This window comes from Longispora urticae (genome assembly GCF_053902585.1).
In genome coordinates, this window is record NZ_JAQZSH010000022.1 from 127320 (window position 1) to 146564 (window position 19245).

A 19245-nucleotide genomic window follows, 5' to 3' on the forward strand; every position below is an offset into this window, starting at 1 on the left:
CGAGCCACCCGGCGTCTCCGCTACGGGTTCAGCACCCGCAGGAAGTGCTCGACCGTCGCGGCCATCGCGTCCCGCCCCGGCGCCACGTACTTCCGCGGATCCACGGCCTTCGGGTTCCCCCCGAGGTAGTCCCGCACCGCCCCGGTGAACGCGATGTTCAACGCCGTACCAATATTGATCTTCGTCATGCCCGCCCGGACGGCCGCCGTCAGCTCCCCGTCCGGCACCCCCGAGGACCCGTGCAGCACCAGCGGCACCGGCACCGCCGCGCGCAGCCGGCCGATCAGCTCCAGGTCCAGCGCGGCGTCCCGGGACACCATCGCGTGCGAGGACCCCACGGCCACGGCCAGCGCGTCCACCCCGGTGTCCCGGACGAACGCGACCGCCTCGTCGGGATCGGTGCGCACCCCGGGGGCGTGCGCGCCGTCCTTGCCGCCGACCTCACCCAGCTCGCTCTCCAGCCACAGGCCGTGCGCGTGGCAGAACTCGACGGCCTTGCGGGTCTCGGCCACGTTGGCGGCGAAGTCGAGCTTGGAGCCGTCGTACATGACCGAGCCGAAGCCGTGGTCGGGGGCCTGCTCGACGAGGGACATGTCCTCGACGTGGTCCAGGTGCAACGCGACGGGTACCGAGGACGCGCGGGCCACCTCCCGGGCCGCCGCCGCGATCGGGGCGAGCCGGTTGTGGTGGAAGATCACCGCGTTCTGGCTGATCTGCAGGATCACCGGCTGGCCGGCGGCCTCGGCCCCCGCGACGATGGCCTCGGCGTGCTCCACGGTGATCACGTTGAACGCGCCGACGCCCCGGCCGGGGACGACGAGCTCTGCGGTGGGGGTCAGCATCTACAGCTCCTGAGAGGTCACCGCATGGCAGAACCTGCGGTAGGCGATCTGGTCGAAGGCCCCGGCCTCGGGGGCCAGCACCGCCGCGGCGGACAGCGCCACCGCGTCGGCGAGGATCGAGGGCCAGTCCTTCCGGTACGCCAGCCCGCGCGCCACGGCCGCGACCGCCGAGTCCCCGGCCCCCGTGGGGTTGCCGGCGACCGGTGCGGGCGGGGCGGCGTGCCAGCAGCCGTCGGCGGTGACGGCGAGCATCCCGTCGGGGCCCCGGGAGGCCAGGACGGTGCGCGCCCCGGCCGTGCGGAGCGCCTCGGCGCATTCGATGATGTGCGCGAGGCCGGCGGTGGCGATCCGGTACCCGGCGTCGGCGGCGGGAGCCGGCGCGGCGCCGGAGGTCTGGGTGAAGCCGGGATCGGTGGTGCCCTGCCGGACGTTGCTGTTCCGGGACTCGCTGGCCCGCCCCGCGTGCATCGCCTCCGCCAACTCCTCGGCGTTCGGCTTGATCACGTCGGGCCCGGCCGCCAGAGCGCGCAGCAGCGGCTCCCCGCTGGTGTCCAGGACGGTCGGCACGTCGCGTTCCCTGGCGGTGGCCACCAGCTGCGCGTACGCGTCCACCGGCACCCCCCGCGGCAGCGACCCGGACAGCACGACGACCCGGGCGACCGCGACGAGCCCCGTGTAGCGCCGCACGAACTCGGCCCACTCGTCGGCGCTGACCTCGGGGCCGGGCTCCCAGAACCCGGTGGCGTCGGAGCCGTCGGTGACGACGACCGTCCGGCGCGACTCGCCGGCGATCTCCACGAACGCGTGCTTCGTCTCCAGCAGGTCGCGGGCCCGCGCGCCGGCCGCGCCGCCGATCAGGCCGGTGGCGATGACGGGTTCACCGAGGGCGTGCAGTACCCGGGCGACGTTGAGGCCCTTGCCGCCGGGGCGTTCGGCGACGGAGCGGACCCGGTGCGCGGCGCCCGGGACGAGCGCGTCGACCTGGTAGGTGACGTCGAGCGCCACGTTCAGGGTGACGGTGAGGATCACGCGACTCGCGCTCCGCCCTTGTGCACCTCGAGGACCTGGAGGTTGTCGTCGAGTACCAGGAAATCTGCTCTTCTGCCGACCTCGATCGCGCCCCGGTCGTGCAGGCCGACCGCGCCGGCCGGGGTGGTCGCGGCCATCCGCACGGCGTCGACGATGGAGAAGCCGGCCCCGATGGCCCGGCGGAACGCGGCGTCCATGGTCAGGGTGCTGCCGGCGATGGAGCCGTTGCGGGTCAGCCGGGCCACGCCGTCGGCGACGGCCACGGTCTGGCCGCCGAGTTCGTACTCGCCGTCGGGCATGCCGGCCGCCGCCATCGCGTCGGTGATCAGCGCCGCGCGTTCCGGGCCGGTCACGCCGGCCGCGAAGGACAGGGTGCCGTCGTGCAGGTGCACCCCGTCGGCGACGAACTCGCAGACGATGCCGGGCGCGCGGAGCAGGGCGAACACGGGGCCGGGCTCGCGGTGGTGCGGCGGGCGCATGCCGTTGAACACGTGGGTGCCGACGGTGGCGCCGGCCGTGATCATGGCCAGTGTCTGCTCGTACGTCGCGTCGGTGTGCCCGATCGCCACCGCGATCCCCGCGTCGACCAGCATCTTCGTGGCCGCGAGCGCGCCGGGCAGTTCGGGGGCGACGGTCACCATCCGCACGGCCCCGCCGCCGAGGTTGAGCAGCGCGGCCAGCTCGTCGAGGTCGGGGTCGCGGAGGAAGTCGGGGTTCTGGGCGCCGCACCGGATCGCCGACAGGTACGGGCCCTCGTAGTGGATGCCCGCGAGGGTGCCGTCGCCGACGAGGGGCCGGAAGTTCGCGGTCGCCGTACTCATCAGCTCGGGGGGTGAGGTGACCAGCGAGGCGATGATCGAGGTGGTGCCGTGCGCGAGGTGGAAGGCCGCCGCCTCGCGGGCCGCGACCGGGTCGCCGGTGGTGAACGTGTGCCCGCCGCCGCCGTGGGTGTGGATGTCCACGAAGCCGGGGATCAGCCATCCGGTGTCGTCCCCCGGTACCACCTCGGTGATCATGCCGTCTTCGCTGTTGAGCTGGCCGGTGATGACCCCGTCGGGGGTAACGATCTTCACGAGCTCTCCAACCTGTCGAGCGCGAGGAGTGCCGCACCGATGCAGCCGGCCTCGTCGCCGAGCGCGGCCCGGACCAGGTGTGGCCGGGCATGGAACGTCCGTTTGGCGTCCAGCGCGACCGCGAGCGGGGCGAGGAGCAGGCCACCGGCCTCGGCCAGCCCACCCCCGATGATGATGATCTCCGGGTCGAGCAGGGCGATCCCGGCGAGCAGGCCGTCCGCCAGGGCGTCCACGGACTCCTGCCAGATCTGCTGCGCCTTGGCCTCTCCGGCCTCGGCCCGCGCCGCCACCTCGGCCGCGGTCACGTTTTCACCGTACCTGCGGCCGATGGCGCTGGCGGACGCGATCGCCTCCATGCACCCGAACTGGCCGCAACCACACTGGGGCCCACCCGGGCGGATGACGATGTGGCCGATCTCGCCGGCCGCCCCGTGCGCCCCGCTCCGGACCTGACCGTTGACGGCCAGCCCCGAGGCGATTCCAGTACCAATCGGAATGAAAAGCACATTATTGTACTCTTTGCCCGCACCGATCCGCGCCTCGGCCAGCGCCCCGGCCCGCACGTCGTGCCCGAGGGCGGCGGTCAGACCGGTCCGCTGCTCGATCAGGTCGCGCAGGGGGGCGTCGCGCCAGCCGATGTTCGACGAGTACACGGCGATGCCGCCGTCCTCGTTGACCACGCCCGGTACGACGACGCCGACCGCCTTCGGGTCCAGCCCCTTGTCCCGGGCCGTGCGCACCAGGCCGGCCGCGACGTCGCCGATCGTGTCGAGGACGGCCTCGGGCCCGCGTTCCCGGTGGGTCGCGTGCCGCTCGACGTGCAGCACGTGGCCCTCGGTGTCCACGAGCGCGCACTTCATCCCCGTACCGCCGACGTCGATCGCGACGACGGTACGGGGCGCGTGACTGGGCGGCCCGCTAACCATCCAGGATCACCGAGCGGGTCAGGTGCCGCGGCTGGTCGGGGTCGAGTCCCCGGTGCGCGGCGAGCGCCACGGCGACCCGCTGGGCGACGACCAGGTCCGCGAGCGGGTCCAGGTCGCTGGAGATGAACGCCGCGCCGGTGCGCTCCACGTCCTCCGCCAGCCCCTTCGGCACCTCGCCGAACGCCCACACGGCGCGGTTCGGGGCGGCGATCGAGATCGGGCCGTGCCGGTACTCCATCGCCGGGTACGACTCGGTCCAGAACGTCGCGGCCTCCCGGCACTTCAGCCCGGCCTCGTTGGCCAGCCCGACGGTCCAGCCCCGACCGAGGAACGTGATCTGCTCGATCGTCGCGACGTCCACCGGCAGCGCGAGCTCGACGGCCTTGGCCGCGTCCGAGACCGCCCCGCTCAGGTCCTCGCCCAGGCTGGCGCGCAGCAGGGCCAGGGTGGTCGTCGCGAACCGGGTCTGGACGACCGACTTCTCGTCCGCGAAGTCCAGCACGATCGCGTCCCCGGCGAGCGCGACGCCCGGCGAGGTCGGGTCGCCGATGATGGCGACGCTGGGGATGCTGGCGGGCAGCTGGCCCAGCAGCTCCAGCACCTCGGTCGTGGTACCCGACCGGGTGATGGCGAGGACGCGGTCGTACCCGCGCCCGACCGGGAACTCGGACGCGGCGAACGCGTCCGTCTCGCCGTGCCCGGCACTCTCGCGTAACACGGCATACGACTGCGCCATGAACCACGACGTGCCGCAGCCGACGACCGCGATGCGCTCGCCGTTGCGGGGCAGAGCGTCAACCCGGGCGCCCGCCACCTCGACGGCGCGGGTCCAGCACGCGGGCTGGCTGGCGATCTCCTGCTCGACGTACGTCACCTGCGTGGCCTCCTTGATGGCTTATGATCCGATTTCGCGCACGGAACTCGACGTAAGGGCCTAGTTTCGAGCATCATTGTGCAGGAGAATCATTGTGCACGGAACTCCGTAGGATGCATAGCACTGTGATCGAGCCCGACTGGGGCTGACTGGGAGAGGGGCCGCACGTGGACCGGTACGCGCGCTGGAATGCGCTGCTGGAGCTCCTCGCGGAGACCGGGCGTGTCAGTGTCGAGGACGCAGCCGATCGGCTGACTGTGTCGCAGGCCACAATTCGGCGGGATTTCGACCAGCTCGCCCAGCAACAGATGATCACCCGCACCCGAGGTGGCGCGGTCGCCAACGGGGTGTCGTACGACCTCCCGCTGCGGTACAAATCGGCCAAGAACATCGGGGAGAAGCAGCGGATCGGCCAGGTCGCCGCCTCGCTCGTCTCCCCGGGCATGGTCGTCGGCATCAACGGCGGCACCACCACCACCGAGGTCGCCCGGGCGCTCGCCACCCGCGCCGACCTGGCCGGCGGCGTCGACGGCCAGGGCCTGACGATCGTCACCAACGCCCTGAACATCGCCAACGAGATGATCGTCCGGTCCCACATCAAGATCGTGGTGACCGGCGGGGTCGTCCGCCCGCAGTCCTACGAGCTGGTCGGCCCCCTGGCCACCGGCATCCTCCGCGAACTGACCCTGGACATGGTCCTGCTCGGCGTCAACGCGGTCGACGTCCAGCTCGGCGCGGCGGCGCACCACGAGGGCGAGGCGGCGATCAACAACCTGATGGCGGCCCGCGCCCGCCGCGTCGTGATCATCGCGGACAGCTCCAAGCTGGGCAAGCACGCCTTCGCCCGGATCTGCCCCATCGAGCGCGTCGACACCCTGGTCACCGACCAGCACGCCGACCCGCGCCTGGTGGCCGAGTTCGAGGCGGCGGGGCTGAAGGTCGTCAAGGTGTGACCGGTTCGTCACCGGGACACGCTCCGACGCGTTGACGCATGTCCGGATCTGGGCAATCATCTGGTAGACGTAGCCCGTGCGGCGAGGCGGCCCCCTCATCGCACGGGCTCACTGCCGTCCGGGGCCGGTCGGGTCGCGATCCCGGGCTGGGGGTCGGCCACCTCCGCGCTTCGGTGGGCCGCGCGAGGCCGCCTCGGCGGTTGCCGCCGGTGCTCGGGTCGCACCTCACCTCCGTTCCCCGCCCGCGTGCTCGGAGGCGTGCGGTGGCAACGGATCGCGGCAGGTCCCAGAGACCGTTTCCTGCGCGTGTGCCCGAAGGCGTGGCAGGGAGTCAGATCAGTGCGAGCGCCCGGCCCACGACGCCCGACTCGGCGATGATCGCGGCTCCGATGACGACGAACACGACCGGCACGATCCACTGCCCGTGCCGCTCGATGACCGCGACGACCCGCCGGTGCGACCCGAGCCACGACCCGGCCACGCACCACACGGCCACCAGCACGGCGAACACCCCCACCGTGACCAGGCCTTCCGCCACCCCGATCGACCGCAGCATCGGCGTGTAGACCGACACGTTGTCGGCACCGTTGGCGACAGTTACGCCCGCCACCGCCAGCCAGCCGCCCGCGATCCGGGTGCCCTCTTCGTTGTCGCCGCCGGCCCGGAACGCCCCGACCAACCCCCGCACCCCCAGCCCGATCGGCACCAGCCCGAGGAGCCCGACCCACCGGTCCGGCACGACCTGGAGCCCTAGCGCGGCCAGCGCGGACACCGCCACCAGCGCCCCGACGCCCAGATACTGCCCGCCCCAGATCTGCCACCGCCCCGGCCGCCCGGTCGCCCGGAACGACAGGAACAACACGGTCAACACCAGAAGATCATCGACATTGGTACCGGCGAACACGCCCACCGCCGCCGCCATCGTCCGCACGAGGTCACCCACGACCGGCAACGGTACGGCCCCTGGGTACCCGCCTCAGCCCCGCCTGTGGATAACCGTTGGCCTGTGGATAACCCTGTGGATGCCGAAAACTGGCCTTTCGTTCGGGGTGGGGGCTTCGCTAGTGTCGAGGGATGGCTGTCCAACCGCATACCTCTGACGCGAAGCTGCCCGAGCTCAGCGTCCGGGAACGCGAGCTGCTCGACTTCGAGAAGCGGTGGTGGCGGTTCCCGGGTGCCAAGGAGCAGGCGATCCGCGACGAGTTCGACCTGTCCGGCACGAGGTACTACCAGTTGATCAACGAGCTGCTCGACAACCCGGCGGCCCTGGTGCACGATCCGGTGCTGGTCGGCCGCCTCCGCCGGATCCGCGACACCCGCCGCCGTTCCCGCGGCTAGCGACGGGGCGCCGGGAAGCGTTTCCGGCCGCTAGGGTGCCGTCATGACCGACGCGAATCCGAACGAAATTCTGGTTGTCTTTCCCGGCGGCACCGTGCCGATGCGCGCTGGCACTCTGGCGGAGAAGATGACGAGTTCGGCGGCGGCGCAGGATTGGAAGGAACACAACCAGGGCTACAGCGACGAGCCGTGGACCCTGGGCCGTTGGGGCGACCTGTTGTGGCGGCATTCGCCGTCCTCACGGCAGGGCATCCACAAGGCCGTGGTCTTCGCGTTCAACCCGGAAGTGGGTCTGCACTCCATGCCGGAGACGGTCTCGACGTTCGAGCTCGGCCACCTGGTGTACTACTGCGAGGTGCTGAAGCCGCTGCTCGCGGCCTGGCCTGACAGCCGCGAGGACCTCGCGAGGGAACTCGTCTTCATCCGGGTCGCCGCGACGTATGCGGGTCCTGGGCGAGAACGCGTCCGCGAGGCCCTCAAGGAGTATGTCCTCGACTATCTGGACGACCCCGAGGACCTGGCGAACATTGGCGAGGTCAGCCCGGAGACGCTACGGCTGATCGCCCCGGACGGGTAGCTCACCGCGTCGCCGCGTAGGCAGCCAACGCCGCCACCTGCGCAGGATCCAGCGAGGGCCGCACCCGCTCCCGGGCCGTGGCCACATGCGCGGCGGTCACGGTGGCCGCGTCCAGCGACTCCCGCATCGCCGCGAGCGCCGCCTCCCGCAGCAGCGCCGCACAGTCCGCCGACGAGAACCCCTCCAACTCCTCGGCGAGCGCGGACAGGTCCACGTCGGCGGCCAGGGGCACGCTGCGGGCGGAGGCGCGCAGGATCGCGGCCCGGGCGGTGGCGTCCGGCGGCGGGACGTAGACGAGGCGTTCGAGGCGGCCGGGGCGGAGCAGGGCGGGGTCGATCAGGTCGGGGCGGTTGGTGGCGCCGATGACGACGACGTTGCGGAGGGACTCGACGCCGTCGAGCTCGGTGAGGAGGGCGGCGACGACCCGGTCGGTGGTGCCGCCGTCGGTGGACTGGCCGCGTTGCGGGGCGAGCGCGTCGACCTCGTCGAGGAAGATCAGGGTGGGGGCGGCGTCGCGGGCGCGGCGGAATAGTTCGCGGACGCCGCGTTCGCTCTCGCCGACCCATTTGTTGAGCAGCTCGGCACCCTTGACGGACAGGACGTTCGCCTTCCCGGTACCGGCGATGGCCTTCACCAGGAACGTCTTTCCGCAGCCGGGCGGCCCGTACAGCAGGACGCCGCGGGGCGCGTCGACGCCGAGCCGGGCGAACGTGTCCGGGTACGTCAGCGGCCACAGCACGCTCTCGGTGAGCACCTGTTTGACGTCGGCCATGTCGCCGACCTCGTCGAGGGTGATCCGGCCGAGATCGAGGGTCGACTGCCCCATGGAGCTGGGCCGGACGACCTCGAGGGCGGCGTCGAAGTCGGCCTGGGTGACCTGGGGCGCGGCCCCGCCCCGGACCCGGAGGGCGGCCCGGACCCCGGCCTCACGGGTGAGGGCGGACAGGTCGGCGGCGACGAAGCCGGGGGTGCGGCCGGCGACGTCGTCGAGCAGCACGTCCGGGGCGAGCGCGACGCCCCGGGTGAGGACGTCGAGGAGTTCGCGGCGGCCGATCGCGTCGGGGAGCGGCACGGAGATCTCGTGTTCGAGCAGGCCGGGGCCGCGCAGGCCCGGTTCGAGGTCCTCGGGGCGGCTGGTGGTGCAGATGACGGCCCGGCCGCGGGTGACCCGGTCGACGATCAGGGAGCGGAACGCGGTGGCCAGCCCGCCGGAAAGTGCGTCCACATCGGACACGAGCAGGATGCCTTCGGACCGGCGGAGCGCGGCGAGGGCGTCGTTCGGCGGCTGGGCGGCGAGTTCGGGGCCCCAGAGGGTGGTGACCCGGGCCTTCAGGGAGTGCGCGACGGCTCTGACCAGTGTGGACTTTCCGGAGCCTGCCGGCCCGGTGATGAGGACGCCGAGCGACACGTCAGTGCCCAGGGAGTCGAGCACTTCGCGGTGGTGCAGGCCGAGGTCGAGGAGTTCGGTGAGCTGCTGGGCCTGGCCGCGCAGCCCGGCGAGCTCGATCTCCTCGGCGGCCGGGCCGGCGGGCTCGGGCGCGGACGGCGAGTGGGTGGCGTGCCCGTCCCGCCAGCCGACGACGGTGTCCATGGTGACCAGCCCGGTCGGCCCGGGCTCGACGGCGGTGACGGTGAGCAGCACCGTGGTCCACGCGAGCCCGACCCGGTTGGCGAGGCTCTGCCGCGCGCCGGACGCCACGTCGTGCGGCAGCAGGGACACGTTGTCGTCGAGGGTGGCGACCTTGCCGAGCAGGGCGAGGCGGAGCATCTCGGGGGAGACCGAGGCCATGATCTCGGGCTCGCCGGCGACGGTGATCCGTCGGGCGGCCTCGACGGGCAGCGCGGACACGGTGACCGAGGAGCCGTCGCGCGCGCCGAGGTTGCCGAGCATCAGGTCGTCGGCGTGCAGCAGGCCCCGGGCGGTGCCCGGCTCGGCGAGGGCCGCGATGCCGGCGGTCTCCCGGCGCCCGACGAGGCGGATCGGGTCACCGGGGCGCAGCCCGAGGGCGGTGAGCACCTCGGCGTGCAGCCGGACGATGCCCCGGCGGGCGTCGAGGGCGGCGGGGCGCAGGCTGGCGGTCAACGTCAGGGCTTCGGTCACGCCCCGACACTAGCCGCCCCCCGCCGCCCCGGGAGGGGCCAGAAACGAAACCCCTCAACCCACCAGATGGGTACGAGCCCCCGCGCGCCCGTCCGCGCTCCCCGCGCCCCGCGTGCCTTCGGGGCTGGCCGGTGCCGCGTCGCGCCCACCGGGGGCAGTCCGGCTCGCCACGGGCAGGAATGCGGCCCCGCCAATGGCGCCAGGCCCCGCGCGCATGTCCGCGCTCCCCGCGCCCCGCGTGCCTCCGGGGCGGCAGACTCCGCGACAGGGTCCCTCCCCGGCACGAGAGTGAGGGCCCGGCGCCGCCATGCCCAGCACCAGCCCGGCGCCGCCCTCCCCGTCACCCGGTTGCGGGCCTCACGCCCGTCACGCGCCGGTGCGGTCCACCACCCGGTTGCCGTCCAGCCACACGCCCCGGATCGACTCCTTGAGCGCACCCTTGGCCCCGGCGTGCGCGAGCGCGTCGCCCTCCACGAGCACCAGGTCGGCCTTCCTGCCGGGCGCGATCGTGCCCAGCGTGTCGGCCACGCCCAGGAGTTCGGCGGCCGAACCGGTGCCGGTGTGCAGGGCCGCCGCCGGGGTCATGCCCGCCTCGATCAGCAGGCGGAACTCGTCCAGGTTGTCGCCGTGCGGGCCGACCCCGGAGTCCGTACCCATCGCGATCTTCACGCCCGCCGCGACGGCGCGCTCGACGGCGGCCGTGTGCTGGTCGACCACCATCAGGGCCTTCTCGATCACCTCGGGCAGCAGGCCGCCGCCGTCCGCCGCGATCCGGAGCACCATCTGGGGGGCGAGCATCGTCGGCACCAGCCAGGCGTCGCGCTCCAGCAGCAGGTCCACGCCCTCGTCGTCGAGGTAGATGCCGTGCTCGACGGAGCGGACCCCGTTGCGCAGCGCCACCTTGATCCCGTCGGCGGCCTGGGCGTGGGACATGACGTACTTGCCCGCCGCCGCGGCCTCCTCGACCATCACGGCGACCTCGGCGTCGCGGAAGTGGCCGTGCCGGGGGTCGTCGCGCGGGGACAGTACCCCTCCGGACGTCATGATCTTGAGAACGTCGGCCCCGGCGCGCAGCATCTCCCGGGTCTTCTTCCGGGCCTCGTCGGGCCCGTCGCAGATCCCGTGCGGCCGCCCCGGGTGCGCGGGGAACAGCTTCACGGAGGTACCGCACGGCATCCAGCCGTCCCCGTGCCCGCCGGTCTGGCTGAGCGCGTTGACGGAGATCTGCATCCGGGGCCCCGCCACGAGCCCCCGGCGCACCGCCTCCTTGACGCCCAGGTCGGCGCCCCCTGCGTCGCGCACCGAGGTGATACCGCAGTCCAGGGTGGCCCGCAGGTTGTGCACGGACTCGTAGAACGGCAGCGAGAACGGCCTGGCCAGCCCCTTGAGGTAGTCCACACCGGAGAACATCACGTGCACGTGGCAGTCGAAGAAGCCGGGCAGCAGGGTGTGGCCGGTCGCGTCGATCGCGACATCGCCGTCGAGGCCGGTGCCGACCTCGACGATCGTGTCCCCCTCGACGACCACGTCGGCGGGGGAGGGGGCAGCGCCGGTGCCGTCGAACACGACACCGCCGTGGATCAGGGTCCGGGTCATCCGTTGTTCATAGCGGCTCGCGCCGCCTCGACGCCACCCCACTGGTCCCAGATCGTCCAGGTGCTGCCGCCCGGGTACACCTCCACGCCGTTGTCCGGCCCGAGTTGGACCCGGCGGCCCGGGTACGCGCGGGTGGCTGTCTGCACGTCGCGTTCGTCGAAGGCGCCGGAGAAGATGAGTGCGCCATCGATGAGTTCGCATTTCGAGGCGCCGGTCGGCCAGCGCTGTTCGAAGGCGTCCGTTTTGAACGGCTCATGGGGCGGGGGGATGTCAGGGCCAAGCATGTGGGAGATTTAACCGTATTTTTTTAGCCGACGCCATCGCGCCGCGTACAGTCGCCAGCATGCGCTTGATCGGTCGCCATCGCCTGTGGGCGCTCGCACTCGTGATCGTCCTCCTGGGCGGCCTCTCCTGGTGGTACTTCTCGGATGACGAAGCCGACTACCGCACCACCGACGCCCAACTGCCCGTCAACGGCGTCACCCTCGACACCACCTTCTACGCCCAGGCCTCCGGCAAGGCCCCGCTGATCCTGCTCGCGCACGGCTTCGGCGGCTCGAAGAACTCCGTCGCCGACTCCGCGAAGGAACTCGCCGGCCGGGGCTACAACGTGCTGACCTGGACCGCCCGGGGCTTCGGCCGGTCCACGGGCGAGATCCACCTCAACGCGCGCGACTTCGAGATCAAGGACGCGCAGGGCCTGATCGACTGGGCCGCGCAACGCCCGTCCGTCGCGCTGGACGCGGCCGGCGACCCGAAGCTGGGCGTCGTCGGCGGGTCGTACGGCGGGGCGCTGGCCCTCAACCTGGCCGGCGTCGACAAGCGGGTGGACGCCATCGTCCCGCAGATCACGTACAACGACCTGGCCCGGTCGCTGCTGCCCGACGGTTCCGGCGGCCCGCCCGAGAACGGGGTGCTGAAGAAGGGCTGGGTCGGCGTCCTGTTCGGCTCCGGTTCGGGTTTCTCCCTCGGCGGTGCCGGTAGTGGTGCCCCGACCCGGGGCGTCCCCGGTGACCCGCAGTGCGGCCGGTTCGCCAAGGACGTCTGCGCGGCGTTCCTGGACACCGTGACCACCGGCCGGGCCACCCCCGAGACCGTGAAGCTGCTCCGCGAGGTCAGCCCCAACGCGATCGCCGGCCAGATCACCGCCCCGACCCTGCTCATCCAGGGCATGGCCGACTCGCTGTTCCCGCTGCCCGAGGCCGAGGCCAACGCGAAGGCCATCACCAGCGCGCCCGTCCGGCTCGCCTGGTTCTCCGGCGGGCACGACGGCGGGGTCGGCTCCAACGCAGACCGGGACCGGGTCAAGTTCCTGACCGTCCAGTGGCTCGACCACCACCTGCTCAAGCAGGGCGACGCGCCGGGTACGTCGTTCACGTACAGCCGGGTGACCGGGGTCAGCGCGCAGGAGCGGGGGCTGACGACGACGGGCTTCAAGCTCGACGCGTACCCCGGGCTGGACGGCTCCCAGCGCTCCGTCGACATCACCGGACGCGAACAGCGGATCGCCAGCCCGCCCAACGGCGTACCCTCCGCGATCTCGGTCCTGCCCGGCCTGTCCCTCGGCGGCACCGGCCTGACCAGCGTCGAGATGACCGGCCAGAACGCGGCCTTCGAGTCCGAACCGCTGACCACGGCGGCGGACGTCGTCGGCACCCCGAGCGTGCAGCTGCGCGTCGCGTCCCCGACGGGCGAGGCGGTGCTGTTCGCCAAGCTGTACGACGTCAGCCCCAACGGCCAGGCCTCCCTGCCCAACGGCCTCGTCGCCCCGATCCGGCTCTCCGGCCTGTCCGCCGACCTCGCCGCCGCCCAGCCGGTCAACGTGACCCTGCCGGCGATCTCCACCCGGATCGACGTCGGGCACCGGGTGCGTGTGGTGATCGCGACCTCCGACCAGTCCTACCAGGGCCCGGTCCAGCCGGTCGTCTACACCGTGGCCGCCGGCACCGCGGTCGCCCTGCCCACCGCCGCCGGCACCCCGCTGATCACGGCGGAGACCCCGCTGCTGATCGCGCTCGCCGTCCTGGTGGGCCTGATCCTGCTCGGCATCCTGGCGGCGGTCCTGATCGCCCGGGCCCGGCACCGGGGCCGCGACCGCGCGGTCGTCGCCGAGTACGCGGACACCCCGCTGGTCATCAAGGGCCTCCGCAAGGAGTACGCGGGCGGTTACGTCGCCGTCCGGGACATCAGCCTGACCGTGCAACGCGGCCAGGTCGTCGGCCTGCTCGGCCCCAACGGCGCGGGAAAGACCACCTCCCTCCGGGTACTGATGGGCCTCACCCGCCCCAGCGCCGGCCAGGTCCTGGTCTTCGGCCACCAGCTCATCCCGGGCGCCCCGGTGCTGTCCCGGCTCGGCGCGCTCGTCGAGGGCCCCGGCTTCCTCCCGCACCTGTCGGGCATGGAGAACCTCCGCCTGTACTGGCAGTCCACCGGCCGCCCCGCCGAGGACTCCCGCCTCGAAGAGGTCCTGGAGATCGCCAACCTGGGCAAGGCCATCCACCGCAAGGCCCGCACCTACTCGCACGGCATGAAGCAGCGCCTCGCCATCGCGCAGGCCATGCTCGGCATGCCGGAGCTGCTGGTCCTCGACGAGCCGACCGACGGGCTCGACCCGCCGCAGATCGCCGAGATGCGCCGGGTACTGAAGAAGTACGCCGTCGACGGCCGCGCCGTGCTCGTCTCCAGTCACCTGCTGGCGGAGGTCGAACAGACCTGCACGCACGTGGTCGTGGTGAACCAGGGCCGGCTCGTCGCGGCCGGGCCCGTCGCCGATGTGGCCAGCTCGGGCCGCCGCCTGGAGGACGCGTTCCTCGCCCTGGTCGAGGGAGGCCCGGAAGATGACCGCGACTGACCCCCGGGTGGCCCCGCGCGGCTGCCTGCCGGCCACACCGCACCGTGGGGCGCGCTCCGCGCTCCTTCTGAGCACCCCGACCCCCGCCGCGTCCATCCCCCGCCTCCAGGAGGTGCCCCGGTGACCACCGTGACCGAGACCGACGGCCGCGCCACCGGCTGGCACGCCCACCGCACCCTGCGCTACGGGGTGGAGTTCCGCCGCCAGCTGACCCGTCGGCGTACCAAGATGGCGTTGGGTTTCCTGACCCTCCTGCCGTTGTTGCTGGCCGGCGCGTTCAAGCTCAACCCGGGCGGCAACCAGTCGACCCGGCAGAGCGCGTACGGCAGCCTGGTGGATCTGGCGACCGGCAGCGCCCTGAACTTCACGATCTTCTCGCTGTTCGTGTCGTCCACGTTCCTGCTGATCGTGGTGGTGGCGCTGTTCTGCGGGGACACGATCGCCAGCGAGGCGAGCTGGGGGAGCCTGCGCTACCTACTGGCCGTCCCGGTGCCCCGGTCGCGGCTGCTCGCCGTGAAGCTGTCGGTGGCCCTGACCTACTGCGCCATCGCGGTACTCCTGCTGGCTGGCAGCGCGACCCTGTTCGGCTGGATCTTCTTCGGCTGGCACGACCTCGGCACCCCGCTGGGCGGCGTCCTCCCGGCCAGCACGGGCACCGGCCGGGTCCTCGGCGTCGTCGCCTACCTGGCGATCCAGCTGCTACCGATCGCCGGCCTGGCCTTCCTGCTGTCCGTGAGCACCGACGCGCCCCTCGGTGCCGTCGGCGGCGCGGTCCTGTTGCAGATCATCGCGAACATCCTCGACGCGGTGACCGCCCTCGGGGACCTGCGCAACTGGCTCCCCGGGCACTACGACACCGGCTGGCTCGGCCTGCTGGCCAGCCCGATCCAGACCGAGGACATGATCCGGGGCACCATCTCCGCCCTGCTGTACGTCACGATCTTCGTGGCGCTGGGCTGGTGGCGCTTCCTCCGCAAGGACGTGGTGAGCTAACCGGCCCTCTGCCCCGGCCCACGGCTCAGCCACCGGCCGGGGCAGTGGCCCGTATCCGGGGCCGGACACCGGCACGATCCCCGGCCCGGACACCGGCGCTACCGCCGGCCCGAAGCCTGGCCCGGACACCGGCCCGATCGGAGCCCCGGGCCCGGCCCCGACGCCCCCAGCGGCAGCGGTCCGCCGCAGCATGAACAGGAACACCGCCACCACCCCGGTCCCCACCGCGACCAGCGCGCACAACGCGATCACCAGACTCGGCACGGCCGAACTCCCCGGCGTCTGCCCGGCCAACCTCCGGTACTCCCACGCCTGCTGGTGACTGGGGGAGGCTTTGAGGACCGCGTCGAAGTACTCGATGGCGGCCTTGTGGTGGCCGGCGTAGTACTGCTTGAGCCCGGACCGGTAATTGCGGTCCACTGGCCCCAGCCCGTTGGGGATCTCCTTGCCGCGCAGCACCCCCGCGACCAGCGAGGACGCGGCCATGAAGTTGAACGCCTGCGGTTCGCCGGCCGGCGCGGAACTCACGATGCCGATCACCCGACCGGACTGGTCCACCACGGGCCCGCCGCTCATGCCCCCGGTGGAGGCGGCGCTGACCTCGTAGAAGGGGACGCCGGCGATGGTGCGGCGGTTGCTGATCCGGCCGTCCTTGGCGCTCGGTTCGAGGGTGGGGTCGCTGATCCGGTCGGCGGAGCCGGGAAAGCCGATGGCGAGGATCGGGGTACCGACGGGCAGGTCGCTGCCGTCGATGATCTCCAGGGCGGGGAGGCGGCCCCGTTCGACCTTGAGGATGGCGACGTCGCCGCGGCTGTGCGGCAGGATGTGCACGACCTCGGCGGGCAGCGGGTCGTCCACGGTCCGGTCGGCGACCCGGACGCCCCGGTGCACGACGACCTCGCGGCTGACGGGGCTGTCCTTCTCGGGGCCCTCGGCGACGGCGCGGTCGGCCAGCGCGGCCACGGCCCTGGCGGTGTCGCCGATCCGGCCGACGGTGGCCAGCTCCTGGGCGACGATCCCGAACAGGGCCCGGCCGATGCCCTCCGGCCCCGGGTCCACGCAGTGCCCGGCGGTGACGAGCAGGCCGTCGGCGTGCACCCCGAACCCGGTGCAGGAGCTGACGATCCGGTAGCCTTCCTTGCCGCCGAACACCTCCCCGGTCTTCGTGTCCCGCACCCACGCCTGCCACCGGATCTCCACGATCACAATGGCCGGCCGGGCAATGGCGGCGGCCCGCTCCTCGGCACTGGGCGGCGCAGCCCCGGCCGGTGCGCCGATCCCGAGCACGACCAGCCCCAACAGGGCGGCAAGCCCGAGCCGGGAGACCGCGCGCCCCATCTGGCCGCCCACCTCTGTGAGGTGACCCGTGCCGCGCCTCATCCGTAGAACCCGTAGCCGGCGGTGCGCGCCCACACCGAGCGGTAGCCCGTGTCGTTGCTCTCCTCGAACCCGGTGGCCCCGCACTTGTACCGGTCGGTCTCGTTCAGTGAGAGGTTCGGTGAGCTGGTCGCGTCGGACTCCCCCTCGGGCACCGACCAGTGGTGCTTGAGATTCACGCTGGTCCGCGCCAGATACGTCACCGTGTCCCCCGTCGCCGTCCAGGTGAACTCCGCCGTCCCGTTGGACTGGAGGCGGAGGGTGGAGCCGCCACTGTTGGCGGTGTAGGTCACGTTGTCCCACTTCTCGGTGCCGGTGCCGTCGGCGCGGAACTCATACGACTTGCCGGGGCTGGAGCTGGCCGCGAAGGGGTCGGCATTCGAGTAGTACTTCACCATGGAGGTCTCGGACACCACCCGCCACGAGCCGATGATGCAGGCCGGCAGCCCGACGACCCGGGTCGGCCCGGGAGAGGCGCTCGGCCGGGGCGCGGGGCTCGGCTGGGTCGGTGGCCCGCCGGCCGGGCAGCACCGCTCGGGCCCGAAGCCGACACTGGCGACCGAGACGGCGGCCAGCCCGATCGCGGCCACCCCGGACAGCACACTGACGAGGGCCAACGCCAGGATCGCGCCCCCGAACCGTCTCCCGCTCACGTCCCGCATGCCAGAATTGTGCCAGCGGGGTACGACACTTTCCACTGTGGATCTTGCTCACTCATCCGTCAACTGTGGACCCAGCCAATTCGGGCTCAAAGCACGGATTTCCCCACGACACGACACGTCTTAACTGACAGCTAACCCTTTTTAGACACCGAAGTTCGTCATTTCAGCGGACAATTCTGTTCCATGAGGCAGCCGCGCGACCTGAACGCCACCTCCGCCGCGACTCTCGGTCTGCTGCACCGTCTGAGATCGGCCACGGCCGGCGAGCTGGCCCGGGCGGCCGAGTCCGATATCAGCCCCTTCTGGGGTATCACCCGCAGCCAGATCTTCCGGGAACTGCCACTGCTCGCCGGCCGCGGCCTGGTCGGGGCGGGCGACACGGGCCCCCGGGGCAGCGTGCCGTACCACCTGACCGACGCGGGGCGCGAGGCGTTCGCCACCTGGCTGGTCGGGGTGCCGCAGGTCCAGCAGCCCCGCGAGGAGCTGCTGCTCCGGATCGGCTTCGGCGAGCACTTCGGCACCGACGAGCTGGAGGTCCTGCTCGGCGGCCACCGCGGGGCGCACGAGGCCCGGCTCGCCCAACTGGAGGCCGAGCGGATCGCGATGCTGGAGGCGGGGGAGACCTACCGCCTGGTGACCTGCGAATACGGCATCCGCTACGAGCGGATGGTCCTCGCCTGGATCGAGGACCTGCCCAAACTCCTCACCAGTTGAGCCGCCACAGTTCCCACTGCCCGTCGGGGCCGAGCTGCGCCGTGTAGGCGTGCTGGACGCTGAGCGGCTCGTCCCCGTGCTGGGTCGGCAGCCGGAACACGGGCTGCCCGGCCCGGGTCAGCACCGCCCCGTGGAACCGCCCGCCGGTCACCCGCCAGTCGAGGCCGTCGTGGTGCAGCCGGTACCCCTCACCCGGGGTCATCCAGTGCACGATCCCGTCGAGCGCGAGTCCGAGGATCGCGTCGCGGGGGCCGTTGGAGACGGTGTCCAGAGTGCCGAGCGCGGTCGCCGTGGTGGCCATGGCTTCTCCCTTCGGGGTCGGCCGGGGCGATCAGGGGGAAGGGACCGCCCCGGCTGCCCAAAACGCTAGGACCGTGCCCCGACGGAGGACCGAATTCATGCGGGTCAAGGCATAAAATCATTAGATGGTTACGGTGGGCCCCGACCCGGCGCGCATCGGTTAGTCCGGCAGCCCCCGATGCTCGTCAGCCACTTCCCGCAGAAACTCCCTCGCGGCGTCCCCGTGTTGCGCCACCCCATGCAGCGACTCGAATAGCTCCGCATACATGACGATGTCCTTGTGATCGCGAACCTTCAGGTCGCCGTGCATGTTCTCGACAACAACCAGCCGCTCGTCATAGATCGTGAAGTGGTGGAGGGTTGCCTGAGGGATTCGAGTGGTCCACGGGAGCACGCTGATGTCCACACTATCGAGTCGAGACATGGACGCGATGTGGTCCATCTGCATGGCCATCACGGGACCGGAACAGAGTCGGCTGCGCAAAGCCGCCTCCGAAAACAGGAAGCGGAAGTGTCGCCCTGGTTCGTAGAGAATTCGCTGCCTATCGACGCGTGCTGTGATCATTCGTTGCGCGTTGACGCTTCCAACAAAGAGCGGCTTGACGAACAGTGAGCGGATGAACTCAGGAGTCTGCAACAAGCCGGAGATGAAGGTCGGAGAGTAGTTCCTGTATTCCAGAGCCGCCCGCTCCCGTGCTCCCACGTTTTGCTGATTGCGATCCAAGCCGACCTGACGCATGGCGCTCATGTGCGTGAAGCTCAAGGGACTGACCTGCGCGAGTTTGAGGATCTTTCGCCGAACCTCTGTGCTCGCCTCCAGAGCGTTCAGCATATTTTCGACCTCCTCGACGGAAGGTCTACTGAGGCCGGTCTCGATCTTCGACACCTTCGACTGGCTTACGCCCAGCCTGGCCGCGAGCCTGGAACCACTCAGACCTGCGGATTCACGAAGCTCGCGGAGGGCGACCCCTAGCTCCTGGCGCCGCCGGAACAGATCAGCCGATTTCGACATCCCTCGACGGTAGCTCCAGATTGCACC

The 19245-nt window shown here is 71.8% G+C and carries 18 protein-coding genes and 2 pseudogenes; 7 read left to right on the plus strand and 13 right to left on the minus strand.

The genetic code is table 11. The features are described 5' to 3' along the window. Positions 1 to 20: 20 nt before the first annotated feature. Genes PT931_RS13180 through PT931_RS13200 form a run of 5 tightly spaced genes read right to left on the minus strand, consistent with a single transcriptional unit; the run spans position 21 to position 4744 of the window. Entirely contained in the window at positions 21 to 842 is an 822-nt protein-coding gene (locus tag PT931_RS13180; protein ID WP_456246013.1) for a class II fructose-bisphosphate aldolase, read from the minus strand. Next, on the minus strand, positions 843 to 1871 hold the full coding sequence (locus tag PT931_RS13185; RefSeq protein ID WP_456246014.1) for a 1-phosphofructokinase family hexose kinase: 1029 nt from the start codon (positions 1869 to 1871) through the stop codon (positions 843 to 845). After that, on the minus strand, positions 1868 to 2887 hold the full coding sequence (nagA, locus tag PT931_RS13190) for an N-acetylglucosamine-6-phosphate deacetylase (protein ID WP_456246169.1): 1020 nt from the start codon (positions 2885 to 2887) through the stop codon (positions 1868 to 1870). Before nagA ends, PT931_RS13185 begins: the two co-directional genes overlap by 4 nt. A 53-nt stretch (positions 2888 to 2940) precedes the next feature. Further along, positions 2941 to 3870: an ROK family protein gene (locus tag PT931_RS13195; protein ID WP_456246015.1), complete on the minus strand. Its 930-nt coding sequence runs from the start codon at positions 3868 to 3870 to the stop codon at positions 2941 to 2943. Further along, positions 3863 to 4744 (minus strand): SIS domain-containing protein, encoded by an 882-nt coding sequence (locus PT931_RS13200; RefSeq protein ID WP_456246016.1) that lies wholly within the window; start codon positions 4742 to 4744, stop codon positions 3863 to 3865. The genes PT931_RS13195 and PT931_RS13200 overlap by 8 nt, the downstream gene beginning before the upstream one ends. 167 nt (positions 4745 to 4911) lie before the next feature. Here PT931_RS13200 and PT931_RS13205 point away from each other — a divergent pair, with 167 nt between their 5' ends. Next, positions 4912 to 5697, plus strand: a complete 786-nt coding sequence (locus tag PT931_RS13205; protein WP_363725332.1) for a DeoR/GlpR family DNA-binding transcription regulator — start codon at positions 4912 to 4914, stop codon at positions 5695 to 5697. Between the two features lie 331 nt (positions 5698 to 6028). Here the strand turns inward: PT931_RS13205 and PT931_RS13210 are convergent, their stop codons facing one another. Then, entirely contained in the window at positions 6029 to 6640 is a 612-nt protein-coding gene (locus PT931_RS13210) for a cadmium resistance transporter (RefSeq protein ID WP_456246017.1), read from the minus strand. 173 nt (positions 6641 to 6813) lie between these two features. Here PT931_RS13210 and PT931_RS13215 point away from each other — a divergent pair. Next, positions 6814 to 7035, plus strand: a pseudogene (locus PT931_RS13215) (DUF3263 domain-containing protein); the annotation flags it as partial. A 43-nt stretch (positions 7036 to 7078) separates the two neighbouring features. Next, positions 7079 to 7612, plus strand: a complete 534-nt coding sequence (locus tag PT931_RS13220; protein WP_456246018.1) for a hypothetical protein — start codon at positions 7079 to 7081, stop codon at positions 7610 to 7612. 1 nt (position 7613) lies between these two features. Here PT931_RS13220 and PT931_RS13225 read toward each other — a convergent pair whose 3' ends face one another. The 3 genes from PT931_RS13225 to PT931_RS13235 all read right to left on the minus strand — a co-directional run bounded on the left by PT931_RS13225 (position 7614) and on the right by PT931_RS13235 (position 11593). Then, positions 7614 to 9713, minus strand: coding sequence for an AAA family ATPase (locus tag PT931_RS13225; protein ID WP_456246019.1), 2100 nt, complete (start codon positions 9711 to 9713; stop codon positions 7614 to 7616). Between the two features lie 366 nt (positions 9714 to 10079). Further along, on the minus strand, positions 10080 to 11309 hold the full coding sequence (locus PT931_RS13230) for an amidohydrolase family protein (RefSeq protein ID WP_456246020.1): 1230 nt from the start codon (positions 11307 to 11309) through the stop codon (positions 10080 to 10082). Further along, positions 11306 to 11593: a hypothetical protein gene (locus PT931_RS13235; RefSeq protein ID WP_456246021.1), complete on the minus strand. Its 288-nt coding sequence runs from the start codon at positions 11591 to 11593 to the stop codon at positions 11306 to 11308. Before PT931_RS13235 ends, PT931_RS13230 begins: the two co-directional genes overlap by 4 nt. 59 nt (positions 11594 to 11652) lie before the next feature. On the opposite strand from PT931_RS13235, the gene PT931_RS13240 reads away from it, so the two are divergent. Genes PT931_RS13240 through PT931_RS13250 form a run of 3 tightly spaced genes read left to right on the plus strand, consistent with a single transcriptional unit; the run spans position 11653 to position 15153 of the window. Beyond that, positions 11653 to 14160 (plus strand): alpha/beta fold hydrolase, encoded by a 2508-nt coding sequence (locus tag PT931_RS13240; RefSeq protein WP_456246022.1) that lies wholly within the window; start codon positions 11653 to 11655, stop codon positions 14158 to 14160. Further along, the gene (locus PT931_RS13245; protein WP_456246023.1) at positions 14147 to 14284 is read left to right on the plus strand and encodes a hypothetical protein; all 138 of its coding nucleotides are present in this window, start codon (positions 14147 to 14149) and stop codon (positions 14282 to 14284) included. Before PT931_RS13240 ends, PT931_RS13245 begins: the two co-directional genes overlap by 14 nt. Further along, entirely contained in the window at positions 14281 to 15153 is an 873-nt protein-coding gene (locus tag PT931_RS13250; protein ID WP_456246024.1) for an ABC transporter permease, read from the plus strand. The genes PT931_RS13245 and PT931_RS13250 overlap by 4 nt, the downstream gene beginning before the upstream one ends. A gap of 525 nt (positions 15154 to 15678) precedes the next feature. On the opposite strand, the pseudogene PT931_RS13255 reads toward PT931_RS13250, so the two are convergent. Both PT931_RS13255 and PT931_RS13260 read right to left on the minus strand, forming a co-directional pair. Continuing rightward, a pseudogene (locus PT931_RS13255) lies at positions 15679 to 16533 on the minus strand (trypsin-like peptidase domain-containing protein); the annotation flags it as partial. Further along, a complete protein-coding gene (locus tag PT931_RS13260) occupies positions 16530 to 17192 on the minus strand; it encodes a lipocalin family protein (protein ID WP_456246025.1) in 663 nt (220 codons plus the stop codon). The gene PT931_RS13260 and the pseudogene PT931_RS13255, both read right to left, overlap by 4 nt. A gap of 183 nt (positions 17193 to 17375) precedes the next feature. Between PT931_RS13260 and PT931_RS13265 the strand changes: the two genes are divergently transcribed. Next, positions 17376 to 17906, plus strand: a complete 531-nt coding sequence (locus PT931_RS13265; protein WP_456246026.1) for a hypothetical protein — start codon at positions 17376 to 17378, stop codon at positions 17904 to 17906. Here the strand turns inward: PT931_RS13265 and PT931_RS13270 are convergent. Together PT931_RS13270 and PT931_RS13275 are read right to left on the minus strand one after the other, a co-directional pair. Continuing rightward, complete coding sequence (locus PT931_RS13270) at positions 17896 to 18207, minus strand: hypothetical protein (protein ID WP_363725351.1); 312 nt, start codon at positions 18205 to 18207, stop codon at positions 17896 to 17898. The genes PT931_RS13265 and PT931_RS13270 overlap by 11 nt on opposite strands. Positions 18208 to 18366: 159 nt before the next feature. Then, positions 18367 to 19218 carry a helix-turn-helix domain-containing protein gene (locus PT931_RS13275; RefSeq protein WP_456246027.1) on the minus strand — a complete coding sequence of 284 codons (852 nt, stop codon included), beginning with the start codon at positions 19216 to 19218 and terminating at the stop codon, positions 18367 to 18369. Between the last annotated feature and the right edge of the window lie 27 nt (positions 19219 to 19245).